The sequence below is a fragment of the Microbacterium murale genome, from assembly GCF_030815955.1.
Classification (GTDB): Bacteria; Actinomycetota; Actinomycetes; order Actinomycetales; family Microbacteriaceae; genus Microbacterium; species Microbacterium murale_A.
This window is the reverse complement of sequence record NZ_JAUSXK010000001.1, coordinates 2,499,547-2,520,795: the sequence shown is the minus strand read 5'-3', so window position 1 is coordinate 2,520,795 and position 21,249 is coordinate 2,499,547. Positions and strand designations below refer to the sequence as shown.

The window sequence follows — 21,249 nt, the reverse complement described above, 5'->3', positions numbered from 1 at the left end:
GGAGATACAGACCGGCAGAGGCCGGGCGTCTCAGACTGTTCGCCAGCCGTGCTCTGCCAGGGCTGCGCCGGCCTGCGGTCCCATCTGCAGCATGCCGCCGTCGATCACCAGCGATGTGCCGGAGATGTACGCGGCCTCCGGTGACGCCAGGAATGCGATGAGCGCGGCGACCTCGCGGGCGTCGCCGGGCCGGCCCAGCGGAATACCGGAGCGATCCTTGTGCCTCGGATCGCTGTCGGCCTGGTCCGTCATCGATGTTGCGATCTCGCCCGGGGCCACGCTGACCGCGCTGATGCCATGTGCACCGAGCTCGAGAGCCAGGTTCTTCATGAGACCGCTGAGGCCATGCTTCGCCGCGTCATATGCGCTCGATCCGACCATGGGCTGGTGCGCGTGCACACTTGTCACCGCGATGAGCCTTCCGCCTCGGCCTGCGGCGACCATCGAGCGCGCTGCGCGTTGCAGGCACACGAATGCGCCTGTCAGGTCGGTGTCGAAGACGCGGTTCCATTCGTCGAGCGACATCTCAAGGAACGGCGTCTTCGTGCCGATTCCGGAGTTGTTCACGAAGACGTCGAGACCACCGAGCTCGTCGATCATCGCGTCGATGACGTCACCGCAGCCCGGAATATCGGTCACGTCGAGCTGAGCGACGATGACCCTGGCACCATGGCTGCGCGCCTCGGCGGCGGTCTGCTCCGCCCCTTCCCGATCTGTGTGCCAGGTGACGCCGACTTCGAGACCCGCTGCAGCGAGAGCGACCGCAGTGGCGCGGCCGATGCCGGAGTCCGATCCCGTGACGATCGCGCGACGGGGTACGTGATCAGTTTCCATCGCCCGCGTCCGCTTCATCCGCCCATCGCAGCACCGCCAGCGGATCCCGTACAGGTCGGCTCTCCCGTGGCGCATCCTCCTCCGCAGGCTCATCCTCGTCGATCAGGACGCGCGCGTCCGTGAGAATGGCCGCGCGTGCCAGTGCTTCGGCTGCGGGAATGCTGTCGACAACGACGGCTCCGAGGCTCTCCGATTCGTCGGCGGCGACCCATGGGGCGGGGTCGAGCGCCAGCAGCGTGCGACCATCATCGAGCATCCGGCTGTCCAGCAGTAGCGTCTCCACGCGGGCCTGCTGCAGCGCCGCCGTGACTTCGCCGATGCCCTCGGCTCCGCCGCTGCCGTTGTCGGTTGCCGCGCGATCGCGCACTTCGGTGACGGTGATGCGCATCCGCTCGGCGATCGATTCGGCGATCGCCGAGTCGAGTTCGGTCGAGTCGGCGCCGTCGGCGCGCGTGTGCACGTCCACTTCGACGATGAGCTCGCGTTCCGCGTCGGTCAGCGATTCGATGAGCAGCTGCCGCGCGCGTACATCACCGGAGATCGCCACGAAAGTCGGATGCTGTTCCCTGATGAGACCGCTGACCGCGGCTGCGACCTCGGACTGATTGTGCTTCCACACGTTCTCGGCGTACCGGTGGTAAGCGGCGTGAGCCATTCCACCCGCCTGTACCTTCGTGAGGTTGCCGGTGCCTCCCTCGACCTCGGATTCCGCATCGCTGCCTCTGCGGCCCGACGTCTCCAGCCGGATGTCTGCGCCGTCGCGGCTCGTCTCGACCACGATGTAGCGCGTGGCAGCACTGAGATGCCGCAGCAACGGGAGGATCGTCGGAACCGGGCCGTAGCTCAGACGTTCCGGCCCTGTTCTGGCCCCGACGAAGCCCTGATCGAATTCCACACGACCGGCGGATGCCAGCACGACGCGGGCGGACGGGCTGGGCATTCCGTTGCGTGATTCGAGGGCCGATTCGATCGCCGATGCGTCCTCTGCGGGCGCGCCGATCTCTTCGAGACGCTCGCGTACGGAACGACGAAGCGCTTCTTCCTCCACCTGCGGCAGCATGCCGGGGCCGTCGACGTAGGCACATGTCCAGGGGCCGGGGCGTGTGAGCAGTCCCATCAGACGGGAGTCACTCATGGCCGCTGCCCTGGCGGTCGGCTGCCCGAGCGTCGGCGGCGTTCTCGTCGGCCTCGGTGGCGTGCTCGCCCGTCTCAGCGTTGCGGAAGGCTCGCTCGGTCGACTGATCGTCCGTGTCATCGGGCAGCGGTTCGCTCTCGCGGAACGGCTCGGCGTGAGGGCTGCCGTGCCCCTGCACCATTCCTCGCGTCTCCTGCTCCATCTGATCGTCCAGGTGGGGACCGTGCTTGGTGTTACCCCGCTCAGATTCAGACATGTTCGTCTCCTTCCTCGCTTGTAGCTCCTCAGTGTCATCCCGATCGGCCGGATCGTCATCGGGGGTTGACATCGACCCGTCCGCACTCAAGGCCCGGTGTATCGAGGATCTGACCTCAGCCCGACGGATTATCGAGTGGCATACCGTTCTCGTCTGTCGTCTCCGGTAACCCATCCGATCTCGGAGATCGCTCGCCGGTGACGACCACACCGTCGTCCGGTGCGCCGCCATCCGTGATCACGCCGCGCGGAACAGCATCTTCGACCAGGTGCCGAGAACCATGCTGCTCGGCGAAGTCGCGACCTGCGGTCACTGCTTCCTCTCGGCTGCTGAAACTGCGAGAGAGCTCGTTCGCTCCCTCCACCTCGTTCACCCATTGGCCCTGGTTGTCCTTGGTGACAACATCCAGATGCGACAAGTCGGCACCTCCCGGTATGGCGTCGTTTTCGGTTCCTGAACTGCTGCAACGCTAAGCCGGTTGGTCGGAGTCTTCGAGACCCTTGACAGCACGGCGGAGCAAGATCGGGGTTCGGGGATGCACCTACCGCCGGTTCCGGCTGACTGGCCGGAACCGGCGGCGAAGTCAGAGTCGGCGCGGAGGAGGATTCTGAGAGTCCTTGGGATCAGCCACTGCGGGTTTTCCCTCCTCGACGCCGTCGGGCGTTATCGGATCGAAGCCGGCGTCATCCTCTCGGGTGTCTTCGAGAGGCACATCAGCCAGCTGCTCCTCGCGTGGATCTTTCGCATCAGACATATTCGATTCCCTTCCTCGGTCAGCACAGCGTGCCCCGCACACCGTGCCGGGTGCCAGGGCCTTGACTCGCGCTCGCGAGGGGTTAACCGTCGAGTTGTGCCTTACGGTCGATCGCGTCGAGAAGGTCCTTGAGCGACTTCTCGATCTCCGCGTGCTTGTACTGACCCGCGCGGCTCTCCCCCGAGATCACCGCGCATCGGTGAAGCGTGCGGAAGTCGCCGTATGGAAAGTGATAGCGGCCCTTCGTGTCTTCTCGCTTGTCGGTGTCCTCGCCCAGATGCCATTTCGCGAACTCGACGAGACCGTTCTCTTCGATGAAGTCGTTCTCCTGGTCGGTCGTCGGAGCGTGCTCGCTCCAATCATCACGGTCGTCGTCGATGAACTCCCCCCGTCGCAGCAGCCCGCGCGCGTGGGTGAGTGCGGCATCATTCAGTTGCATCGCCATTTCAGGCTCCTCTTCCTGCGAACGTCCAGTCCGCAACGGCCGAGTAGTCGGACACGACGGCGCCTCTGCACGCTACGGACTCTCAGTGTCATCCCGGTACCCGGTACATGCTCGGGGGTTGACATCCCGCTCAGTCGTCACACCGAAGAAGGTGACGGCTGGAGCCAGTGATTGCCCGGCAGGAAACCGACGAGCCCAATCGCCGTGGTCGCCGTCGCGGTCACGGCCGCAGCATCTCTGTTGCCGGGGCGGGCTGGATTATGAGCACGATCTTGCCCCTGGCGTGCCCTTCCATCAGTTGAACGTATGCGGCGGCTGCATCCTCGAGCGGGTGGACCGTGTCTATCGGCAAGTCGACCGCACCCGCGGCGATCAGACCGGCGATGTGAGCGAGTTCCTTCACACCGGCGGTTGCGCCGCCGACGCCCCGCACCCCATATGCCGCGATGGCCGGGTAGTCCGCGATCGTGTTGATACGTGCCGGCGGCACGCCCAGGTCGATGGCCGCGTCGATGGTGCCGTGTCCGACGTTGTCGAGCACGGCAGTCAGTCCTTCGGGCGCGAGACGACGCACGTCGTCCACGAGGTTCGGGCCGTAGGAGACCGGTTCGATGCCGATGCTTCGCAGGTAGTCGTGATTGCGTGGACTCGCCGTGCCGAGCACTCGCGCCCCTGCCTCGCGGGCCAGTTGCGCCGCCAGAACGCCGACACCACCGGCAGCCGCGCTCACGAGGACGCTCTCCCCCGGCCGCAACTGCTGGGACGCGACGCTGGCGACGGCTGTTCGTCCGACGACGTTCAGTGCTCCGGCCGTCACCATGGAGAGTCCGTCGGGGACACGCACCAGTGATGTCTCCGCAGTCACCAGATAGTCGGCCTGCGCATGGAACCGCAGACCGCCGAACACCCGGTCTCCGGGGGCGAAGGCTGTTGCTCCCGAGCCGTTCTCCGCGACGAACCCTGAGAAGTCGTAGCCGTTCCCCGACGGGAGAGAGCGCTCATAGGGCTCGAACGTCGGCTTCCCGCTGAACAGCTTGTAGTCCACCGGGTTCAGTCCGGCGGCTGCGACACGGACGAGCACCTCCCCCTCACCCGGTGACGGGCGCGGGGCCTCTTCTAGGTGAAGCACTTCGGGGCCGCCGTACTGGCGGAACACGATTCTTCGCATGGGCGCCATTGCTAGAACAGTTGCGACTCGTGGCTCTTGTCGTAGGTCCGGATCTCGTCTACTCGTCCGTCGCGGACCTTGGTCGGCCACCCCGGCTCGGAGAGCACCGCCCTGCCGAGCGCCACGAGATCGAACTCGTCCCGCTCGAACAGATCCAGAAGCGGCGCGAGGCTCAGCGGCGACGTGGATGCTTCGCTCTCCAGGAACGGGGCCGCGACGCCGACCGACCCGAGGGCGATCGTGGGCAATCCGGTGATCTTCTTCGTCCATCCTGCGAGCGTGCGCCGGTCGCCGTCGAACCCCGGGAGCCAGTAGCGGCGCGTAGAAACATGGAAACCACTGACACCCGCGTCCACCAGCGGTGCCAGCACCGACTCGAGCTCGACTGGCGTGTCGGCGATGCGGGCCTCGAAGGCGCCGCCCTTCCACTGCGAATAGCGGAACATCACCGGGAAGGCCGGCCCGACGGCGTCGCGCACCGCAGCTACGACCTCTGCACCCACCCGTGCCCTGGCGGCCGGGTTCCCGCCGTAACGATCCGAGCGACGGTTCGTCGCCGACCACAGGAATTGATCGAGCAGATATCCGTGCGCGCCGTGGAGCTCGACGCCGTCGAACCCGATCCGTTGAGCATCCGCCGCCGCACGGGCGAACGACGCGATGACGGCATCGATCTCGGCGGTGCTCGCCGGCGCGCCCACGGCAGCTCCGTCCGGCTTCACGCCCGACGGACTGAGCACGGGCGCCGCGGGGTGAGGACCCGAACCCTCACGGCGGGAAAGTCCGAGGTGCCAGAGCTGAGGGAAGATCCGCCCGCCCTCGGCATGCACCGCGTCGACCACTCGTCGCCAACCGGCCAGCGATTCTTCGCCATAGAGCCGCGGCACACGAGTGCTCGTCCCCGCGGACGGATGGTCGATGTACGTGCCCTCCGTGATGATCAGACCGAGGTGCGCAGCGCGCCGACGGTAGTACTCCACGACGTCATCAGAGGCGATGCCGCCGGGCGAGAAGCTCCGGGTCATCGGAGCCATCACGAACCGGTTCGAAAGCTCGACGCCCGCGAGGTCGAATGCTGTGTACAACGGCGCGGGGTCCACCCCACCGAGGAGGGTCGCTGAATCGGTGGAAGTCGGCTGCGGGGAAGAACTCATGCCTCTGGCAACCTCTCGAAGCGATGCCGTGTTCCCTGATGACGCCGATAGCGGCGATGTTCGTCGAACGGCGCGCGATAAAGTGACGTGATGGTAGACGGAGCTGACGCCGGCGGGTGGTCGCACGTCGCCGCCGGGTGGGCCGCTCTCTGGGGTTCATTCGCCGATCCGGCCCGCGTCGCGATCATGAACGCGACGGGCATCGAGCCCGGGACTCGTGTTCTGGATGCCGGGTGCGGAAGCGGTGAGTTTCTTCAGAGCCTCCAGGAGCGGGGCGCTCTGGCCGTGGGCGCCGATCCGGCCGCAGAGATGGTTGCCCTTGCGCGCTCCGTCGGGGTCGAGGTCGTCATGGCCGGCATCGAGGACCTGCCCCTCGCGGATGACGCTTTCGACGTGGCAACCGCAGTGAATGCACTGCAGTTCGCCGATGACACGACCGTCGCGCTGCGCGAACTCGGTCGTGTCGTGCGGACCGACGGATACATCGCGATCGCGAACTGGGCCGAGGGATCGCTCAACGACATCGACGTCGTGGAACGGGCCATCGCGGATGCCCTCGACGAAGAGCACGCGTCTGATGGCCCGCTTCGCACGGCGGGCGGAATCGAAGCTGCGTTCGCGGACGCAGGGCTCGAGGTCGTCGAAGCGGGCGTGGTCAAGACCCCGTGGAGTGTGCGGGATGAGGAGATGCTCGTCCAGGGCATCCTCCTCGGCGAGGACCCTGACACGATCGCGGAGCTGCGCTCGATCGTGATCGCCGCGGCTGCGCCTTTTCGCGATGACCATGAAGGATTCACCCTGCGGAATTCCTTCCGGTGGGCGGTTGCGCGGGTCTCATGACAGCGCATCAGTCGTCGCCGTCCAACAGGCCTCCGTCGAGGAGCCGCCACCCGGTCAGAGCCCCACAGCTGCCATCCCCGCTTCGTCATAGCGATTGCCCGAGACTCCGATACGCGCGACCAACCCGTTCAGATCGGCGATCTGATCCGCCGAGAGCGGCAGCGACGTCGCGCCCGCGTTCTCGTCGATGCGCTCACGCCGCCGAGTCCCGGGGATGGGGACGATGAACGGATGCTGCGCGAGCAGCCAGCCGAGCGCCACCTGGCCGGGAGTCGCTCCCTGTCGGGCGGCGATGCCACGGACGTGGTCGACGAGCGCCTGGTTCGCTCGGAGGTTCTCTTCCGCGAAACGCGGCACACGAGCACGGATCTCGTTCGCCGCGAAGGTCGCGTCCGGCGCGACTGTCCCCGTGAGGAACCCCTTACCGAGTGGGCTGAACGGAACGAAGCCGATTCCCAATTCGGCGCACGTCGGCAGCACCTCGGGCTCCGGGTCGCGCGTCCACAGGGAGTACTCGCTCTGCACCGCAGTGACGGGAAGAACCGCATGGGCACGACGAATCGTTCCCGCCCCAGCCTCCGACAGGCCGAAGTGCTTCACCTTGCCTTCGCGGACCAGCTCTCCGACAGTGCCGGCGACGTCTTCGATAGGCACGGTCGGATCCACACGGTGCTGATAGAACAGGTCGATCGTGTCAACACCCAGTCGCTTGAGAGACCCTTCCGCAGCACGTCGGATCCGCTCGGGCCGCGAAGTGACCCCCTGCGACTTCCCATCCACGATGTCGAAGCCGAACTTCGTGGCGACCACGACATCGTCACGGACCGGGGCGATCGCCTCGCCGACGAGCTCTTCGTTATCGTGCGGCCCGTAGACCTCGGCGGTGTCGATGAATGTGACGCCCTGCTCGACGGCGTACCGCAGCACTCCGATCATGTCGTCGCGATCACCGGGGTTCGGTCCATAACTCATGGACATCCCCATGGCGCCGAGTCCGACTGCTGAGACCTCGAGCCCCTGGCCGAGCTTCCTGATGTGCATGATGGGTGCTCCTTCGCGTTCGGTGACACAGGCGTGCTTTTCGCTGCACCCTCCACGCTAGGCAGTCGAACCCGAGGCTGACAGGCCCTGTCAGGGCCTGTCAGCTCGACCCTGGCGCGTACACCAGCGCATTCTTGTAGTCGCTGACAGGAATGACGCCGACGGGCACGGGCTCGATCGCCACTCGGACACGCAACCGCTCTCGCACCAGCGCGGATGCCGCGCGCAATGCTGCATCCGCTGCCCCGGTATCGAGATCGTCACGCAGCTCGACTTCGAGCGGAATGTCGTCGTCGAAGCGCACCTGGGCCTCGAAGTCCTTGCGAATCCGCATGGTGCCCGAGAGGACGCCGGATGCGGCTTCCAGTACAACCTCGCGTACAGCCGAGGGGAACACGTTCATCGCCTTGTAGATGAGCATGTCATCGGTACGTCCGACGCAGCGCATCGTCGGCGTCGCGAGCCCGCAGGCGCACTCCACCGAGGTGATCTGCAGCTGGTCGCGGGACCGGAAGCGAAGTACCGGCGACGCTTCGCGAAGGAGGGTCGTGTAGATCGCCTCGCCCGTGGCACCCAGCTCCCACGGCACGTGCTCGAGAGTGACCGGATCGATGAGCTCGACGAAGACGTCTGGGGCGGCGGTGAAATGCATCCCCTGTCCGACTTCGCACTCCGCCCACATCGCGGGGAGGATGTCTCCCAGGCCCATGAACTCACTGACGCGCGTTGCGCCCCAGGCATCGAGGATCGCACGGCGGATGTGAGGAACGCCCGCGCCGGGTTCCCCGCCCGCGATGACGGTACGCACCGAGAGCTCCCTGGCAGGTACCCCGAGCTCCTGCTCGCACCGTTCAGCAAAATGCGCCGCGAACGATGCGGTCGCCACGAGCACGTCGATACCGAGGCGCTGCATTCCCAGCGCCATGCGCCCGGTGGTCTGGCCGCCGATCCACGCGAGCGTGCCGCCGGCGTGACGGATCCCGTCGGCGTACGGCAGCCCGCCGGCCACGATGGCCATTCCCGTCGTCAGCGCGGCGACCGATCCTGGCGCAACACCGGCGACGCGATACGCGTCGCCGATACGAGCACCCCAGCGCCGCACATCGGACTGCGTCAAACCGAAATAGGTGGGGGCACCTGTGGTGCCCGACGAGCTCGTCACTTGCGACAGCTCGCGCGTATCGACCAGCTGGAACGCACCCAGCGGATGCTCGGAGGAGCGCTCGGCCTGCGCCGCGCGCAGATCTTCCTTCGTCGTGAACGGGAAAGCGAGCAGGTCGTCGAGGTGCGTGGGTTCAGCGACCTCGTCGATCCGCGCAGCCCATACTTCATGACGCCTCAGCCGCTCGAGTAAGGGGCCGAACTCTTTCAGCTGCTCGCGCTGCGTCGACTCCCAGGTCCTGGTCTGCGCGAGCGCGGTCACTTCTTCGCGCTCCCGGCCTGGCCCATGTTCTTCATCGCGAATCCTCCGCCGTCCACCGAGACCACCTGACCGGTGATCCAGCGAGCCTGCTCTGTCACGAGGAAGAAGGCGGCGGATGCGATGTCCCAGTTGTTGCCCTCGGTCTTGAGCGCGACGTTGTCGGCGCGCAGCCGTCTCTGCTCCTCCGTGAGACCGCGGGCGGCGAAGGCGCCCCAGATCATGCCGACGCGGACGCAGTTCACGCGTATCCCGCGGGGAGCCAGACTCGCCGCCGCACCGATCGACATCTTCTCGAGAGCCGTTTTCGCGAACGAGTACGGCATACCAGGACCGCGCCCCTCCGCGGCCCCCGATGAGATGGTCACCACCGCTCCCCCGCGTTCCATGTGCCGCTGGGCGTGCCGGATCACGAACCACACCGCGGTGAAGTTGAGCATCATCCCCCGCTCGAACTCGTCCGGCGTGGCGTCGAACATCGGCTGCGTGCCACCTCCCCCGATCGAGTCCGCGACGACGTCGATGCGACCGAAATGCGCGGCCGCAGCATCCACTGCCGACTTCACCGACGCATCATCGGTGACATCGACTTCGAAGAACTTCGCCGTTCCGCCGATATCGCGAAGGGCGGCGACTGTGCGCTCGCCTGCGAGTGGGTCGCGGTCGAGAACGGCGACCCGCGCACCGCTGCGCGCGCACAGCCAAGCGAAGGCGAAGCCGACGCCGCCCTCTGGCCCGCTCAGGCCGCCACCGGCGACCAGAGCCACCTTGCCCTCGAGCCACGGCGCCGCGGCCGTGGCCAACGAGTCGCCGACGGGAACCGGCCAGGTCTCTTCGCTCATGTCTCTACCTCACTGCGGGAATGGAAGTCGGTTCGATCTGTGGGGATGGAAGTCAGTTCACCGCACGGGGAACCCGAGGCCCGACCAGGCGCCGAGCACGCGGAACACCAGCGACATCGCTGCGTTCGACGAGCCTGCCACGATGATCGGGAACTGCGCCACCGACGATCCGGCGATTGTACGGTGGAAGTGATCCGGCTCGAATTCTCTGTCGCCGCGCCCGTTCAGGCCCTTTCCGACAGCCGCGAGCTGGCGCTCGGTCTTGCCCGCGCGCGACGTGATCCACTCGCGCACGTCTTGCTTGCTCATGCCTGCGGAAGCGAAGAGCCGCGCATGCTCCGGGTTCAGCAGCAGGCCCGTGGGGCTGTGCGGACCGATGAGCGCGCCGGAGCGCTGCACCGTGTCCACGAGATCGCCCAGTACGTCTTCGGCCGAGCTGAAACTGCGATTGTCTACGAGCTCCACACCGCGGATGAGCGTTGCCGAGACGACGTCATCGCCGCGCGCATGACCGAGTTCGACGGACAACGGCTCCCAGGGGCTCTCTTCCTCGTTCTCTCCGAGGCAGAGATTCCAACGGCCGGGGACGCCGAGCGTCGCCTGCTCGAGCTCGCTCGGCCGGATGCCGAAGCCGTTGCGGACAGTGAGGCCGATCGCGCGAGGCACGCTCATGTTGGCGCGGTGGCCCGGACCGAGCGCGCCGCTGGACGAGGCTATGCCGAGACGCTCCCGAATCGAGCCGTTGACGATCAGCAGAGGGCCAGGACCGCTCGTACTCTGCCACCCGCCTCCGAGAGCAGCACGCTCGGAGGACAGGGCATCCCATGATGCGAGGACGAGCGGCAGATACTCCGGCAGGCACCCGGCCATGACCGCGTTGATCGCGACGTCACGGACAGTCACCTCACGTTCGAGCTGGGGATGCCGGCCCACGATGTCATCAGGGTCACGGCCGCTCTCGGAGATGAAGAGAGCCACCCTCTCCTCGGTCGCGGCGACAGCCGGAAGACCGTCTGTCCATCCCCTGCGGTGAAGGTACTCGATGACCTCGCGGGCCCCGTCCGGGTCGAACTCTTCGGTCAAGGCGTCGATGGACTCGGCCGGCTCGTCGAAGGCGGTCACCACGTGGGTCACGATGCGAGGGCCGGATCGCGGTGTCCGAGCAGGCGGGCCTCGACCGCAGCGGCCAGCGAGCGCCCGCGCTCGCCGATGCCCTCGTCGCTGAGGTTCGAGATCGGATGCGATGTTCGCAGGAACGGGAAGTCGGGAGCGCCCTTCAACCCCGCCATCGCCTCGGACGGCGCGACGAAGGAGTCGGTGCAGATGACGGCAGTCGGAATCCCCATGCGTTCGAGCGCGATCCCGTCGGCGACGGCAGAGGCACTGCATGACCCGCAGTCGCCCACCCCCACCACGACCACGTCGCATTCGTTGATGAGCTCTTCGACGAGATCTACGGGCAGCGGCATGGCGAAGACCGGCTTGGTGAGATGCACCAGCGAGTCGACCTCGTTGCGTGCAGCCAGCTCCTCCCCGAGCGCCGCAAGAATACGGTCGGCATTGCGCTTGGTGTTCTCGAGCAGGCCGATGCGCAGCCCTGCAAGACTCTTCGGCCGCGGAGCCTCAGCAGCCGCCGCAGATGCGCCGACCTGATGCCTCGCCGTCGGATCGATGATAGCGACCATGTGGAGTACCTCCTCGTAGACCTGGCCACCACTATTGCGCGAGTGCGACTCCCTCCGGGCGCCGCTTCCGCACCGTGGAATGGCGGATCACCCACCGCCTCCGGCCTCATAGCGTCGAGGTGTCAACGACGACCGACGGAGGGAACACCCATGACGACAGCACGCGCCGCTTTCCTGAGCGGACCGAGCCGATTCGAGATCGAGGAGGTGCCGCTGCCGGAGATCTCTGCCGACGACGCGCTTCTGCGCGTCGAGGTCAACGGTCTCTGCGGGAGCGACATCGAACAGGCCACGACGGGCGGAAGATTCGGCCGTCTGGTTCCCGGCCACGAGCCGGTGGGAGTCATAGACCGCATCGGCGACGACGCCGCACGCCGATGGGGAGTCTCCGAGGGCGACCGCGTCGCAGTGGAGGTGGTCGTGCCCTGCCACAGATGTAGGCAATGCGCGGCCGGCATCTACAGCTCGTGCGAAGACTCGGTCGGTGCGTACGGCTACCGTCCCGTGCCGGGGAGCACCCTCACGGGTGGCTTCGGCGAGTACATGTATCTGCATCCGAACTCCGTCATGCACCGCATCTCCAACGACGTCCCCCTCGTGGAGGCCGCCATGTACAACCCGCTCGCCGCCGGGTTCCGCTGGGCGAACCACCTCGGCGGGGTGAAGGAGGGCGACACTGTGGTCATATTCGGGGCGGGTCAGAGGGGTATTGCCGCTGCCATCGCCGCCCTCTCAGTGGGAGCCGCGCACGTCATCGCGACAGGCCTCACCCGAGATGCGCACAAGCTGGCGCGTGCGCGCGAGTTCGGAGTGAAGACCACGATCGATGTCGAGCAAGAGGACGCGGTCGAGCGCATCGACGAGGTCACGGGCGGCCGGGGAGCCGATGTCGTCCTCGATCTGACGCCCAACGCAGCGCAACCGGTGCGGGATGCCCTCGACGTCGCCCGCATGGGCGGAACCGTCGTGCTCGCGGGACTGAAACACGGTGCGTCCATCGAACTGGTCAGCGACCGTATCGTGCAGAAGGGCCTGCGCGTGATCGGCGCTCGAGGCGTCGAAGGTCGCGCGATCGGCGAGGCGATCGCACTCATCGAGTCAGGCAAGTATCCGCTCGCCTCGCTCAGCACCCACACGTTCGGACTCGAAGATGCCGCGCGCGCCATCGATGTCCTCGCCGGCCGCGTCGACGACGAGCCGAGCGTGCATGTCAGCATGATTCCCTGATCCGCGCACGAGTAACGCCCGCCCCGGGAATGGCCGTTCCCTGGGCGGGCGTTACTCGTGCGCGGGAAGTCAGTCCTTCAACGTCATGGTGGTCCACGGAGTGAGATTCGTCGCCGGCATGGGCTCGTCGAGGCCTTCCCACCGGGAGTCGTTCAGCATCGGCAGCCAGCCGGTGTACCACGCGACCGGCGCGTAGATCATGAGTTCTCGCGCCCGATCCTGCAGATCGCGGAACGCCTCTCCTCGAACCTCCCGGTCGGTCGAGGCGAGGGCGGCCGAGGCCGCGGCCATGATCTCGTCGTCGCAGATCCCGGAGGGGTTGGACGCCGCCAGCTTGTCCGGATTGCAGGCGTACCAGCGCACGATGCCGTTGCTCGGATCGGATCCCAGCGTCGAGCGGAGGAAGGCGACGTCGAAATCGCCCTCGGTGTACACCTTCTCGGTGAAGACCGCTGATGCCGACCCGACGAGGTTCAACGTGATTCCGACCTCTTCGAGTTGTGCCGCCGCCATCTCGGCCGTCGATTCGACCTCGCTGAGCTCGGTGATGTACCGGACGTTCAATGTGAAGCGGGAACCGTCGGAGCCGACCGGGTATCCGGCGTCGTCGAGGGCATCGTTGATGGCATCGACGTCATGCGGGAAGTCGGTCGCGAAGTCGATGTCATCGTTGACGGCCCAGGCGAGGTCCGGCGGGAAGAAGGTCTGGGCCGGTGTGCCTCTTCCTCCGAGCGCGACATCGGTGATCTCGGTGCGATCCAGAGCAGCGTAGACGAGCTTGCGCAGCTCAGGGTCGTCGAGCTTACCTCCGACGCCGTTGAACATCATCGTGATGACCTGGGGGAACGCCCCGCCGCTCATCTGGCTGATCTCCGTGCGCCCGTCGGCCTGCGACAACTGTGCGGGGTCGAGAGCGGCCTGGTCTACCTCACCGGCGAAGAGGGCGATCGCGCGACTGTTGGGATCGCTCATGACCGGGTAGACGGCCCGATCGACGAGCACCTCGCCGTCCCAGTAGTCGGGATTCTTCTCGAGGATGACCTCTGAGCCGGACTGGAATGAGCCGAACTTCATCGGTCCGGTGCCGATCGGTGCCATGTTCGCGGGGTTCGTGACGTAATCGGTGCCCTCGTAGATGTGCGCGGGCAGCATGTACTGCACGGCCAGCGTCTCGAGAATCGGGCCGTAGGTCTCGGACAGGCGCACCTCGACGGTGCGGTCGTCGACGATGTCCACCGACTCGAACCGCGCGGCGAGTGCGGCGCCGAACGTCTGCAGTTCGACGATCTCGTCGAGGTTGAACTTCACATCCTCGGCGGTGAAGGGCTCGCCGTCATGCCAGGTCACACCCTCGCGGAGCGTGAGAGTGAGAAGCTTCCCGTCCTCGCTCAGTTCCCACTCCTCAGCGAGTCCAGGAGACAGCTCATAGGTGTCGGAGATCCGGATGAGTGTGTCGAGCATCTGCGCGCTGAACGCCGTCGGCGATGCGCCATTGGTGAGCTGCGCGTTGAAGCTCTGCGGGTCGGCGCCGAGCGCCTGCACGTAGACGCGTTCCTGCGATCCCGATCCGGATTCGCCCCCGTCTGCGCCTTCGGCGCTGCCGAAGCACGCGGTCAGCGCAAGACTGAGCGTGGCGATCGTGGCGACCCCCATGGTGCGGTTGCGTTTATTGAGCACGTTCACTGCCTCTCTGCAGGTGTCTGGGACACGGTGTGTTCTTACGGAAAGTGGTTCAGCCGGCGGATGCGAGCTCGGGTGCTGCGGCGAGCAGCGTCCGGGTGTACGGATGCTGGGGATCGGCGAACAGACGGTCTTTCGGGCCCTCCTCGACGACCTCGCCGGACTTCATCACGTAGACGTGATCGGCGACCTTGCGGACGACGGGGAGGTCGTGGGTGATGAAGACGTAGCCGACGCCGATCGTCTCGGTCAGATCTGCCATCACCTTGAGCACCCCCGCCTTCACCGACGCATCCAGCGCCGAGACCGCCTCGTCGGCGACGATGATCTCCGGTCCGAGAGCGATCGCCCTGGCGATGAGCACGCGCTGTCGCTGGCCACCGCTGAGCTCATGGGGAAAACGATCGAGAAAGCGTTCGGCAGGTTCCATGCCCACTAGTTCGAGAGCATCGATCACTCTCGCGCGCACGGCCGATCGGCCGGTGGCGATCCGGTGCAGCCGCACGACTTCGCTGATGGCCTGCTCCACCCGCTTGCGTGGATTCAGCGATCCGGCCGGGTCCTGCAGCACCGCTTGCACACGGCGACGGTACGCTCGCCGGTCGCCTCCGCGCAGCTGTGCGATGTCCTGACCATCGAGCTCGACGGAGCCGTCGGTGGCGGGAACGAGATCGAGCAGCATGCGCGCGAGCGTGCTCTTCCCGCTTCCGCTCTCGCCGACGATCGCGACGAATCGACCGGGCTCGGCGCGGATCGACGCATTGCGTACCGCGACGACCGGTGCTCCGCCGCGACGGCGAAAGGTCTTGGTCACGGATTTCGCTTCAAGAAGCACGGGAAGCCACCTCTTTCGAAAGCTCACGACGTAGCTCCCACGGGATCGAATACAGCTCGAGGTGATCGTCGGAAAGGCTGCGGACACTGCGCAGCAGCGCCTGCGTGTATCGGTGTCGCGGCCGGGCGAGCACCTCAGCGGTGCCGCCCTCCTCCACGACGTGGCCGTTGTACATGACGTAGATCCGGTCGGTCATGCTCGCGACGACGGCGATGTCGTGAGAGATCAGGATGAGTGAATTCCCCAGTTCCGACACCGTGTCGTCGAGAGTGCGGAGCACCCGGGCTTGAACCGTCGCGTCGAGCGCCGTCGTCGGCTCGTCCGCGATGATCAGGTCGGGCAGCTTGGCGATCGCGATCGCGATCAGCACGCGCTGCCGCATCCCCCCGCTCAGCTCATGCGGAAAGCACATCGCGACCTGCTCCGCATCCTCGAGTCCCGCGAGCCGCAGAAAGCGAGCGACCTCGGTCGTACGTGCGGCGCGCCCTCGCCGAGACGCCGGCTCGAGGGATTCCGCCACCTGCGCGCCCACTTTCATCGTGGGATTCAGGAACGTCAGGGGGTCCTGGAAGATCATTCCGATCCGACGGGCGCGCACCTCGTTCCATTCCTGTGTCGCAGCGCCGTTCATCTCTCGTCCTGCGAAGTGGATCGATCCCTCGACCCGCACCCTCGGTGAGGTGGGCAGAAGCCCCGAGATCGCGCGTCCCGTGATGGACTTTCCCGATCCCGACTCGCCGACGATGCCCACCCGCTCGCCGTCGTGCACGGTGATGCTGACATCGCTGACTGCCTCGACCTCGGTACGATCGCCGGTCGGCAACTGCACCTTGAGATTGCGCACCCGAAGGATCGGTTCGCGTCCAGCCGCGCGCGACTCGCGCTCGGCCGTACGCGACTCCCTGTCGACGGTGCTCTGGTTCGTCGCCACAGACATCACTTGACCCTCCCGATCGTCGGATTCAGCGCGTCGTTCAGTCCGTCGCCGAGCATGTTGACAGCCAGCACCACCAGGAAGATGCACATGCCGGGGAACAGAGCGAGCCACCAGGCCTGCTGCATATAGGCCTGCGCCGAGTTGAGCAGGGCGCCCCAGCTCGGCCGGCTGGTGTCGCCGATGCCGAGGTACGCCAATCCGGACTCCACGAGGATCGCGCGGCCCACCGTCATGCTGGTGGCCACGAGCACGGGGGGCATCGCGTTGGGGACGACGTCGGACCAGAGGATGCGGATTCCGCCGAACCCCGCGGCCTTCGCGGACTCGATATAGCCGAGCTTGGAGATGCGCATCGCCTCCGCGCGCACGATCCTGGCGCAGCTCGGCCACATCGTGATCGCAAGTATTGCGACGATGATGAACACGTTCGATCCGAGCAGAGCGGCCGCCACCAGGGCCAGGATGAGCCCCGGCAGCACCTGGAAGAACTCGGCCACCTTCACGAGCGCGCTGTCCATGAATCCGCCGTAGTACCCGGCGAGCCCGCCCACGACCACGCCGATCGTCATGCACAGGAGTGCGACGGTGAAGCCGACGAGCAACGAGATCTGACCGCCGTACACGACGCGGGCAAGGTAGTCACGGCCAAGATCGTCAGTCCCGAGAGGGAACGCCCCGCCCGGCGGGAGCAGGGTGGGGTTGCCCGTCGCACTCGGGCTTCCGACGAAGAACGGCCCGACGAACGAGATGAGCGCGAAGATCAGCAGGAGGGGCAGGAAGATCAGGGTGGACGGTTTTCGGAGGAAGATCTTCCACGTCGACGGGCGGGATTCGATGCGTCCCTCCGTGGGAGCGTCCTGCTCCGGTTCCGTGGGATGCTCGGCGTCGATGACGATCGTGCCATCTGTCGTGGTCATGCGGGCACCTCGGTCTTCCGTGTAGTGGTGCTTCTGCGGACGAGTTGCGACCGCAGCCGCGGGTCGACGATGCCGTAGACGACATCCGTCAGGATGTTGACGATGATGATCGTCACCGTCAGGACGATCACGACCCCCAGGACCACCTGGTTGTCCTGCCGGCCGATGGCATCGATGAAGAGCAGTCCCATACCCGGCCAGCCGAAGACGCGCTCCACCAGTACCGAGCCCGCCAGGATGAACCCGAGGCTGTACCCCGAGACGGTGACCATCGGCAGCAGCGCGTTCGGCAGCGCATGGCGCCACAGCGCGCGCCGCGACGAGACGCCCTTGGAACGCGCGGTATCGATGAAGTCCTGGCTCAGAGATTCGATCATCGATGCGCGCATGATTCGTGCCTTGTACGCCAGCTCGCTCGTGGCCATCGTGATTATCGGCAGCACCATGTACTGCACCGCGATGCCCTCCTGGCCGTACGGTGCTTTGCCCTGGGTGGGCAACCACCCGAGGCCGAGCGAGAAGACCATGATGAGCATCATCCCGAGCCAGAAGTTCGGAACCGAGAAGAGACCGACCGCGACGCCCGAGATGCTGCTGTCGAGCCACCGGCGGCGGGTGCGGGCGGCGATCGAACCGAGCACGATGCCGAGCGTGGTCGAGATGATGAACGACGGTACAGCCAGCGCGAGAGTGTTGCCGGCCCGGCTCAGGATGAGCTCGAGCACCGGCTGATTCGTGCCGAACGAGATACCGAGGTTCCCGGAGAAGACATTCCCGAGGTAGATGAGGTACCTCTCCCAGAGCGGCTTGTCCAGCCCATACGCTGCGGTGATCTGCGCCTCGAAGGCGGGAGAGATCGGCACGTCGCCGACGAGACTCTGGATCGGATCGCCCGGCGCCAGCTCGAGCAGCAGGAACAGCACCGTGATGACCGCGACGAACAGCAGCAGCGACGAGACCAGCAGCCGGCCATAACGAATCGCTATCGCCCTCACGGTCGCACCTCGCACCGGTGAGGGTCAGCGGGGCTGCCCGAACGGGTTATGGACGATTCGAGCATCGGATCTCCTTCGATTCACGCTCGTGAAGTGTGGTCTCACCTTCACTCAGCCTGTGACGATGTCCCTATGCCCGGTTCCGCCGGGCGGAAGGTCGGTCGCAGATGGCGGCCCGACGGGTTTCAGAAGAACCCGGCGCTGCGCCGGTTGAAGTCGACCGTGCGCGGGTGAGGCCGGGTACGGCGCTCGGCGAGCGCATGCCCGACGCGGGTGGCCGCTGCACGCACCGGATCGATGAGTTTGGCCGGGTCGTCACGCCCGATGAGGTGCACGACGCCGACCACGGTCTCCACGCTCCCGTCCTCGCCGAACACCGGAGCGGCCACTGCCCCCGCACCCAGCGAGATCGTCTGGCTCACCAGGGCGAACCTGTTGCGCCTCGCGGTCTCCAGCGCCGCACGGACGGAGTCCGGATCCGCGAGCGTATGCGGGGTGAATCTCTTCAGCGGACGACTGAGGTACTCATCCACGAACGCCGGTTCGGCGTAAGCGAGCAGCGCGAGCCCCGTGGCCGTCACATGCAACGGCATCCGTCCGCCCATGCGGTTCTCCCCGGAGTAGTTGGAGTGCGGGCGCAGCGCCTCGAGGTACATCACGTCGCCGCCGTCACGCACCCCGAGATGCACGGTCAGACCGGTCAGCCGATGCAGGTCGGAAATGTGCGGGAGCGCGCTTTCGCGCAGGCGCAGCGCCCGAGTCGAGGACGAGGCGAGATCCAGGATCTTCCGGCTGAGACGGTAGCGCCCCTCATCGTCCAGTTCGAGACCGCCCCACTCGAGCACTTCGTGCGCGAGCCGATGCGCTGTCGTCAACGACAGATCGGCGTATCTGCTGATCTCCGTCAGAGTGAGCGCGCCTCCGCCCTGCGAGAAGGCTCCCAGCACCGCGAGGGCCCGCGCGGCCGCGGTGCGCTTCCCGTTCTCGTGCTCCATCTCTGCCTCCAGAACCATGCGGGCTCACCCTTCTCTCGTGCCAGTGCGGTCCTCACCGAGTCTTCGCCGGTGTCGTCATGCCGCGTCGGCCAGCGCCTCAGCAAGATCGAGGAACGCCAGCGCGTTGACGGACTCGATGCGCCTGGCGTCGTGGTCCGACAGTTCAAGACCCTCCAGGGTCGAGCCGAGCACGCCGGGTCGAGCCATGGCGGGGAAGTCGGTGCCGAGCACCATGCGGTCTGCGCCGAGGTAGTCGATGCAGAAGCGGAGCCCCTTCGAGTCGAAGAGCATCGAATCGTAGAAGAAGCGCCGTGCCACCGTGCTGGGCGCCGCTGCAGGTCGGGAGTCGACGTGCTGCTGTGACCAGAAGTAGTCGGCACGCGCCAGCATGAGTGGAAGCCCGCCGGCCGCGTGACTGAAGAGCACACGCTCGAGCCGGCAACTGTCTGCCATGCCTCCGAAGAGCAACGAGGACGCGGCGCGCGCTCCTTCGATGCCGACGCCGATCGACGCTCGAAGGTGCGGGGGCAGCTCCGGCTCGTCGGCGCGGGGCAACGCGTGAATGAACACCGAGAGCCCGAGCCGGTCGATCTCCCGGAAGAACTCGGCGAACCGGGCGTCGCCGATCGCGACCCCTCGCACATTCGACGGCACTTCGACTCCGCGGAGCCCGAGTTCTCTGACGGTGTCGAGCTCCGCAGCGGCGGAATCGGGATCCTGGAGCGCCACCATTCCGAGTCCGTGGATGCGGCCGCCGCCGGCGGCGACGATCTCGGCCATCGATTCGTTGACGTAGCGCGAGATCTCCCGTCCGAGAGACGCCTCGATTCCGGTGTTCAGGAGTGGCGGCATCGGCGAGACGATCTCTTGATCGACCCCCGAGGCGTCCATCGCGTCGATGCGGCTCTCGGCATCGAAGAACGTTGCTCGGGCTCGGAACCGGGTGGTGCCGAACACGAGCGTCCTCGCGGTGTCGGCATCGATCGACTCCATCGCGGGAAACCCGTCCCGCGGAGGAAAGGTCCCCGGAATTGCATGGGCATGGGCATCGATGATCATGCGTCCTCCTCGTTGAGACCTATCCGACTGGTTGAGACCTGTCCGTCGGCCGGCGCCTCCACTCTCCGACTGCGCCGAGGTCGAAGCATCCGACCCTTCCACCTGGTGGAAGACGATCCGAAGCTATCTCGCATGAAAATGAACGCTCAGCGTACTGATAGGTGTCAAAGCGTACAAACGGGAGTATCCTGTTGTGATGACGATGGCGCCAGTGAAGGTCCTCGATCCCGAAGCCGGGTCTCGCTCCGTCGTGGATCGGGCGCTGTCCATCCTCGGCACTTTCCAGGGCCATCGCGCGCGTCAGGCACTGTCAGACATCAGCCGGAACAGTGGATTGCCGATTGCCACGTGCTATCGCATCGTGCAGCGCCTCACCGAATGGGGTGCGCTCGAGCGTGATGCAGACAGCCGCTACCGCGTAGGCCTCCGGCTGTGGGAAGTGGCGTCCCGTGCACCGCGCTCAGTCGGCCTGCAGCGGTATGCGCGTCCCTATCTCCTCGACCTTTACGAGACGACGGGCTTCGCGACGCACCTCGCCATCCGCGAGGGCACCGAACTGGTCTCGATCGAGCGGTTTCACAACCCCCGCACCACGCCGCGTCGACCCGTCGTCGGCGACCGCTACGACCTGCACATCACTGCGATCGGGCAGGTGCTGCTCGCCTACGCACCGCGGCACATCCGGGAGGAGGTGCTCGCGGGCGAGCTGGTCGCGTTCACCCCGTACACATACACCGACCGGACGGAGCTCGAGCGGGTACTCCTCGACATCCAGCGCGCCGGCTATGCAGTGAGCGATCGGCAGGTCGACCTCGAGAGTATCGCCGTGTCGGCACCTGTCCGGGGAGTCGATGGCTCTGTCATCGCCGCAGTCTCGCTTTCGTACCCCGTGGGCACGGGCGATCTGCGCGGCATGGTGCACCTGATCCGTCTGACAGCGACGTCGATCTCGCGCTCGCTCGCCGCCGCCGGCTTCGGTGACCTCGCTGAATGAGCAGGGCCAGGCTTCATGGCACCCTCCTCAGCAGCT

General features: G+C 66.4%; 23 protein-coding genes. 3 read left to right on the top strand and 20 right to left on the bottom strand.

Features of this window, described 5'->3' with window-relative positions; genetic code table 11:
• Nucleotides 1–30 precede the first annotated feature (30 nt).
• From QFZ46_RS12235 to QFZ46_RS12200, 8 genes are all read right to left on the bottom strand, one after another.
• Nucleotides 31–834 carry an SDR family oxidoreductase gene (locus QFZ46_RS12235; RefSeq protein ID WP_307361829.1) on the bottom strand — a complete coding sequence of 268 codons (804 nt, stop codon included), beginning with the start codon at nt 832–834 and terminating at the stop codon, nt 31–33.
• A complete protein-coding gene (locus tag QFZ46_RS12230; protein WP_307361827.1) occupies nt 824–1,969 on the bottom strand; it encodes a baeRF2 domain-containing protein in 1,146 nt (381 codons plus the stop codon). The genes QFZ46_RS12235 and QFZ46_RS12230 overlap by 11 nt, the downstream gene beginning before the upstream one ends.
• Nucleotides 1,962–2,225, bottom strand: coding sequence for a hypothetical protein (locus QFZ46_RS12225; RefSeq protein ID WP_307361826.1), 264 nt, complete (start codon nt 2,223–2,225; stop codon nt 1,962–1,964). Before QFZ46_RS12225 ends, QFZ46_RS12230 begins: the two co-directional genes overlap by 8 nt.
• Before the next feature lie 115 nt (nt 2,226–2,340).
• Complete coding sequence (locus tag QFZ46_RS12220) at nt 2,341–2,643, bottom strand: DUF2188 domain-containing protein (RefSeq protein ID WP_307361823.1); 303 nt, start codon at nt 2,641–2,643, stop codon at nt 2,341–2,343.
• 165 nt (nt 2,644–2,808) lie between these two features.
• The gene (locus QFZ46_RS12215) at nt 2,809–2,979 is read right to left on the bottom strand and encodes a hypothetical protein (RefSeq protein ID WP_307361821.1); all 171 of its coding nucleotides are present in this window, start codon (nt 2,977–2,979) and stop codon (nt 2,809–2,811) included.
• Between the two features lie 82 nt (nt 2,980–3,061).
• Nucleotides 3,062–3,424 carry a hypothetical protein gene (locus tag QFZ46_RS12210; protein WP_307361819.1) on the bottom strand — a complete coding sequence of 121 codons (363 nt, stop codon included), beginning with the start codon at nt 3,422–3,424 and terminating at the stop codon, nt 3,062–3,064.
• A gap of 220 nt (nt 3,425–3,644) precedes the next feature.
• Entirely contained in the window at nt 3,645–4,592 is a 948-nt protein-coding gene (locus QFZ46_RS12205; RefSeq protein ID WP_307361817.1) for an NADP-dependent oxidoreductase, read from the bottom strand.
• Nucleotides 4,593–4,603: 11 nt separating this feature from the next.
• Nucleotides 4,604–5,746 carry an NADH:flavin oxidoreductase gene (locus QFZ46_RS12200; RefSeq protein WP_307361814.1) on the bottom strand — a complete coding sequence of 381 codons (1,143 nt, stop codon included), beginning with the start codon at nt 5,744–5,746 and terminating at the stop codon, nt 4,604–4,606.
• 90 nt (nt 5,747–5,836) lie between these two features.
• On the opposite strand from QFZ46_RS12200, the gene QFZ46_RS12195 reads away from it, so the two are divergent.
• A complete protein-coding gene (locus QFZ46_RS12195) occupies nt 5,837–6,586 on the top strand; it encodes a class I SAM-dependent methyltransferase (protein WP_307361812.1) in 750 nt (249 codons plus the stop codon).
• Nucleotides 6,587–6,640: 54 nt separating this feature from the next.
• Here the strand turns inward: QFZ46_RS12195 and QFZ46_RS12190 are convergent, their stop codons facing one another.
• From QFZ46_RS12190 to QFZ46_RS12170, 5 genes are all read right to left on the bottom strand, one after another.
• Complete coding sequence (locus QFZ46_RS12190; protein WP_307361810.1) at nt 6,641–7,627, bottom strand: aldo/keto reductase; 987 nt, start codon at nt 7,625–7,627, stop codon at nt 6,641–6,643.
• Nucleotides 7,628–7,727: 100 nt separating this feature from the next.
• Complete coding sequence (locus QFZ46_RS12185) at nt 7,728–9,050, bottom strand: phenylacetate--CoA ligase family protein (protein ID WP_307361808.1); 1,323 nt, start codon at nt 9,048–9,050, stop codon at nt 7,728–7,730.
• A complete protein-coding gene (locus QFZ46_RS12180) occupies nt 9,047–9,889 on the bottom strand; it encodes an SDR family NAD(P)-dependent oxidoreductase (protein WP_307361806.1) in 843 nt (280 codons plus the stop codon). The genes QFZ46_RS12185 and QFZ46_RS12180 overlap by 4 nt, the downstream gene beginning before the upstream one ends.
• Before the next feature lie 57 nt (nt 9,890–9,946).
• Nucleotides 9,947–11,023: a hypothetical protein gene (locus QFZ46_RS12175; protein WP_307361804.1), complete on the bottom strand. Its 1,077-nt coding sequence runs from the start codon at nt 11,021–11,023 to the stop codon at nt 9,947–9,949.
• On the bottom strand, nt 11,020–11,574 hold the full coding sequence (locus QFZ46_RS12170) for a UGSC family (seleno)protein (protein WP_307361802.1): 555 nt from the start codon (nt 11,572–11,574) through the stop codon (nt 11,020–11,022). Before QFZ46_RS12170 ends, QFZ46_RS12175 begins: the two co-directional genes overlap by 4 nt.
• 150 nt (nt 11,575–11,724) lie before the next feature.
• On the opposite strand from QFZ46_RS12170, the gene QFZ46_RS12165 reads away from it, so the two are divergent.
• Complete coding sequence (locus QFZ46_RS12165; protein WP_307361800.1) at nt 11,725–12,801, top strand: zinc-dependent alcohol dehydrogenase; 1,077 nt, start codon at nt 11,725–11,727, stop codon at nt 12,799–12,801.
• A gap of 69 nt (nt 12,802–12,870) precedes the next feature.
• On the opposite strand, the gene QFZ46_RS12160 is transcribed toward QFZ46_RS12165, so the two are convergent.
• The 7 genes from QFZ46_RS12160 to QFZ46_RS12130 all read right to left on the bottom strand — a co-directional run bounded on the left by QFZ46_RS12160 (nt 12,871) and on the right by QFZ46_RS12130 (nt 20,219).
• A complete protein-coding gene (locus tag QFZ46_RS12160) occupies nt 12,871–14,478 on the bottom strand; it encodes an ABC transporter substrate-binding protein (protein WP_307361799.1) in 1,608 nt (535 codons plus the stop codon).
• Between the two features lie 55 nt (nt 14,479–14,533).
• On the bottom strand, nt 14,534–15,316 hold the full coding sequence (locus QFZ46_RS12155) for an ABC transporter ATP-binding protein (RefSeq protein WP_307361796.1): 783 nt from the start codon (nt 15,314–15,316) through the stop codon (nt 14,534–14,536).
• Nucleotides 15,306–16,253 (bottom strand): ABC transporter ATP-binding protein, encoded by a 948-nt coding sequence (locus QFZ46_RS12150; protein WP_307361794.1) that lies wholly within the window; start codon nt 16,251–16,253, stop codon nt 15,306–15,308. The genes QFZ46_RS12155 and QFZ46_RS12150 overlap by 11 nt, the downstream gene beginning before the upstream one ends.
• The gene (locus tag QFZ46_RS12145; protein WP_307361792.1) at nt 16,253–17,170 is read right to left on the bottom strand and encodes an ABC transporter permease; all 918 of its coding nucleotides are present in this window, start codon (nt 17,168–17,170) and stop codon (nt 16,253–16,255) included. Before QFZ46_RS12145 ends, QFZ46_RS12150 begins: the two co-directional genes overlap by 1 nt.
• Nucleotides 17,167–18,165 carry an ABC transporter permease gene (locus QFZ46_RS12140; RefSeq protein WP_307361789.1) on the bottom strand — a complete coding sequence of 333 codons (999 nt, stop codon included), beginning with the start codon at nt 18,163–18,165 and terminating at the stop codon, nt 17,167–17,169. Before QFZ46_RS12140 ends, QFZ46_RS12145 begins: the two co-directional genes overlap by 4 nt.
• Before the next feature lie 185 nt (nt 18,166–18,350).
• Nucleotides 18,351–19,178, bottom strand: a complete 828-nt coding sequence (locus tag QFZ46_RS12135; protein WP_307361787.1) for an IclR family transcriptional regulator — start codon at nt 19,176–19,178, stop codon at nt 18,351–18,353.
• A gap of 57 nt (nt 19,179–19,235) precedes the next feature.
• Nucleotides 19,236–20,219, bottom strand: a complete 984-nt coding sequence (locus tag QFZ46_RS12130; protein WP_307361786.1) for an amidohydrolase family protein — start codon at nt 20,217–20,219, stop codon at nt 19,236–19,238.
• Nucleotides 20,220–20,415: 196 nt separating this feature from the next.
• On the opposite strand from QFZ46_RS12130, the gene QFZ46_RS12125 reads away from it, so the two are divergent.
• Nucleotides 20,416–21,213 carry an IclR family transcriptional regulator gene (locus QFZ46_RS12125; RefSeq protein WP_307361785.1) on the top strand — a complete coding sequence of 266 codons (798 nt, stop codon included), beginning with the start codon at nt 20,416–20,418 and terminating at the stop codon, nt 21,211–21,213.
• Nucleotides 21,214–21,249: the final 36 nt, after the last annotated feature.

Coding starts and splice junctions, on each gene's coding strand:
- QFZ46_RS12235 (WP_307361829.1), bottom strand. CDS start 834: ATGGAAACTGATCACGTACCCCGTCGCGCGATCGTCACGGGATCGGAC.
- QFZ46_RS12230 (WP_307361827.1), bottom strand. CDS start 1,969: ATGAGTGACTCCCGTCTGATGGGACTGCTCACACGCCCCGGCCCCTGG.
- QFZ46_RS12225 (WP_307361826.1), bottom strand. CDS start 2,225: ATGTCTGAATCTGAGCGGGGTAACACCAAGCACGGTCCCCACCTGGAC.
- QFZ46_RS12215 (WP_307361821.1), bottom strand. CDS start 2,979: ATGTCTGATGCGAAAGATCCACGCGAGGAGCAGCTGGCTGATGTGCCT.
- QFZ46_RS12210 (WP_307361819.1), bottom strand. CDS start 3,424: ATGGCGATGCAACTGAATGATGCCGCACTCACCCACGCGCGCGGGCTG.
- QFZ46_RS12205 (WP_307361817.1), bottom strand. CDS start 4,592: ATGCGAAGAATCGTGTTCCGCCAGTACGGCGGCCCCGAAGTGCTTCAC.
- QFZ46_RS12200 (WP_307361814.1), bottom strand. CDS start 5,746: ATGAGTTCTTCCCCGCAGCCGACTTCCACCGATTCAGCGACCCTCCTC.
- QFZ46_RS12195 (WP_307361812.1), top strand. CDS start 5,837: ATGGTAGACGGAGCTGACGCCGGCGGGTGGTCGCACGTCGCCGCCGGG.
- QFZ46_RS12190 (WP_307361810.1), bottom strand. CDS start 7,627: ATGCACATCAGGAAGCTCGGCCAGGGGCTCGAGGTCTCAGCAGTCGGA.
- QFZ46_RS12180 (WP_307361806.1), bottom strand. CDS start 9,889: ATGAGCGAAGAGACCTGGCCGGTTCCCGTCGGCGACTCGTTGGCCACG.
- QFZ46_RS12170 (WP_307361802.1), bottom strand. CDS start 11,574: ATGGTCGCTATCATCGATCCGACGGCGAGGCATCAGGTCGGCGCATCT.
- QFZ46_RS12165 (WP_307361800.1), top strand. CDS start 11,725: ATGACGACAGCACGCGCCGCTTTCCTGAGCGGACCGAGCCGATTCGAG.
- QFZ46_RS12150 (WP_307361794.1), bottom strand. CDS start 16,253: ATGTCTGTGGCGACGAACCAGAGCACCGTCGACAGGGAGTCGCGTACG.
- QFZ46_RS12145 (WP_307361792.1), bottom strand. CDS start 17,170: ATGACCACGACAGATGGCACGATCGTCATCGACGCCGAGCATCCCACG.
- QFZ46_RS12135 (WP_307361787.1), bottom strand. CDS start 19,178: ATGGTTCTGGAGGCAGAGATGGAGCACGAGAACGGGAAGCGCACCGCG.
- QFZ46_RS12130 (WP_307361786.1), bottom strand. CDS start 20,219: ATGATCATCGATGCCCATGCCCATGCAATTCCGGGGACCTTTCCTCCG.
- QFZ46_RS12125 (WP_307361785.1), top strand. CDS start 20,416: ATGACGATGGCGCCAGTGAAGGTCCTCGATCCCGAAGCCGGGTCTCGC.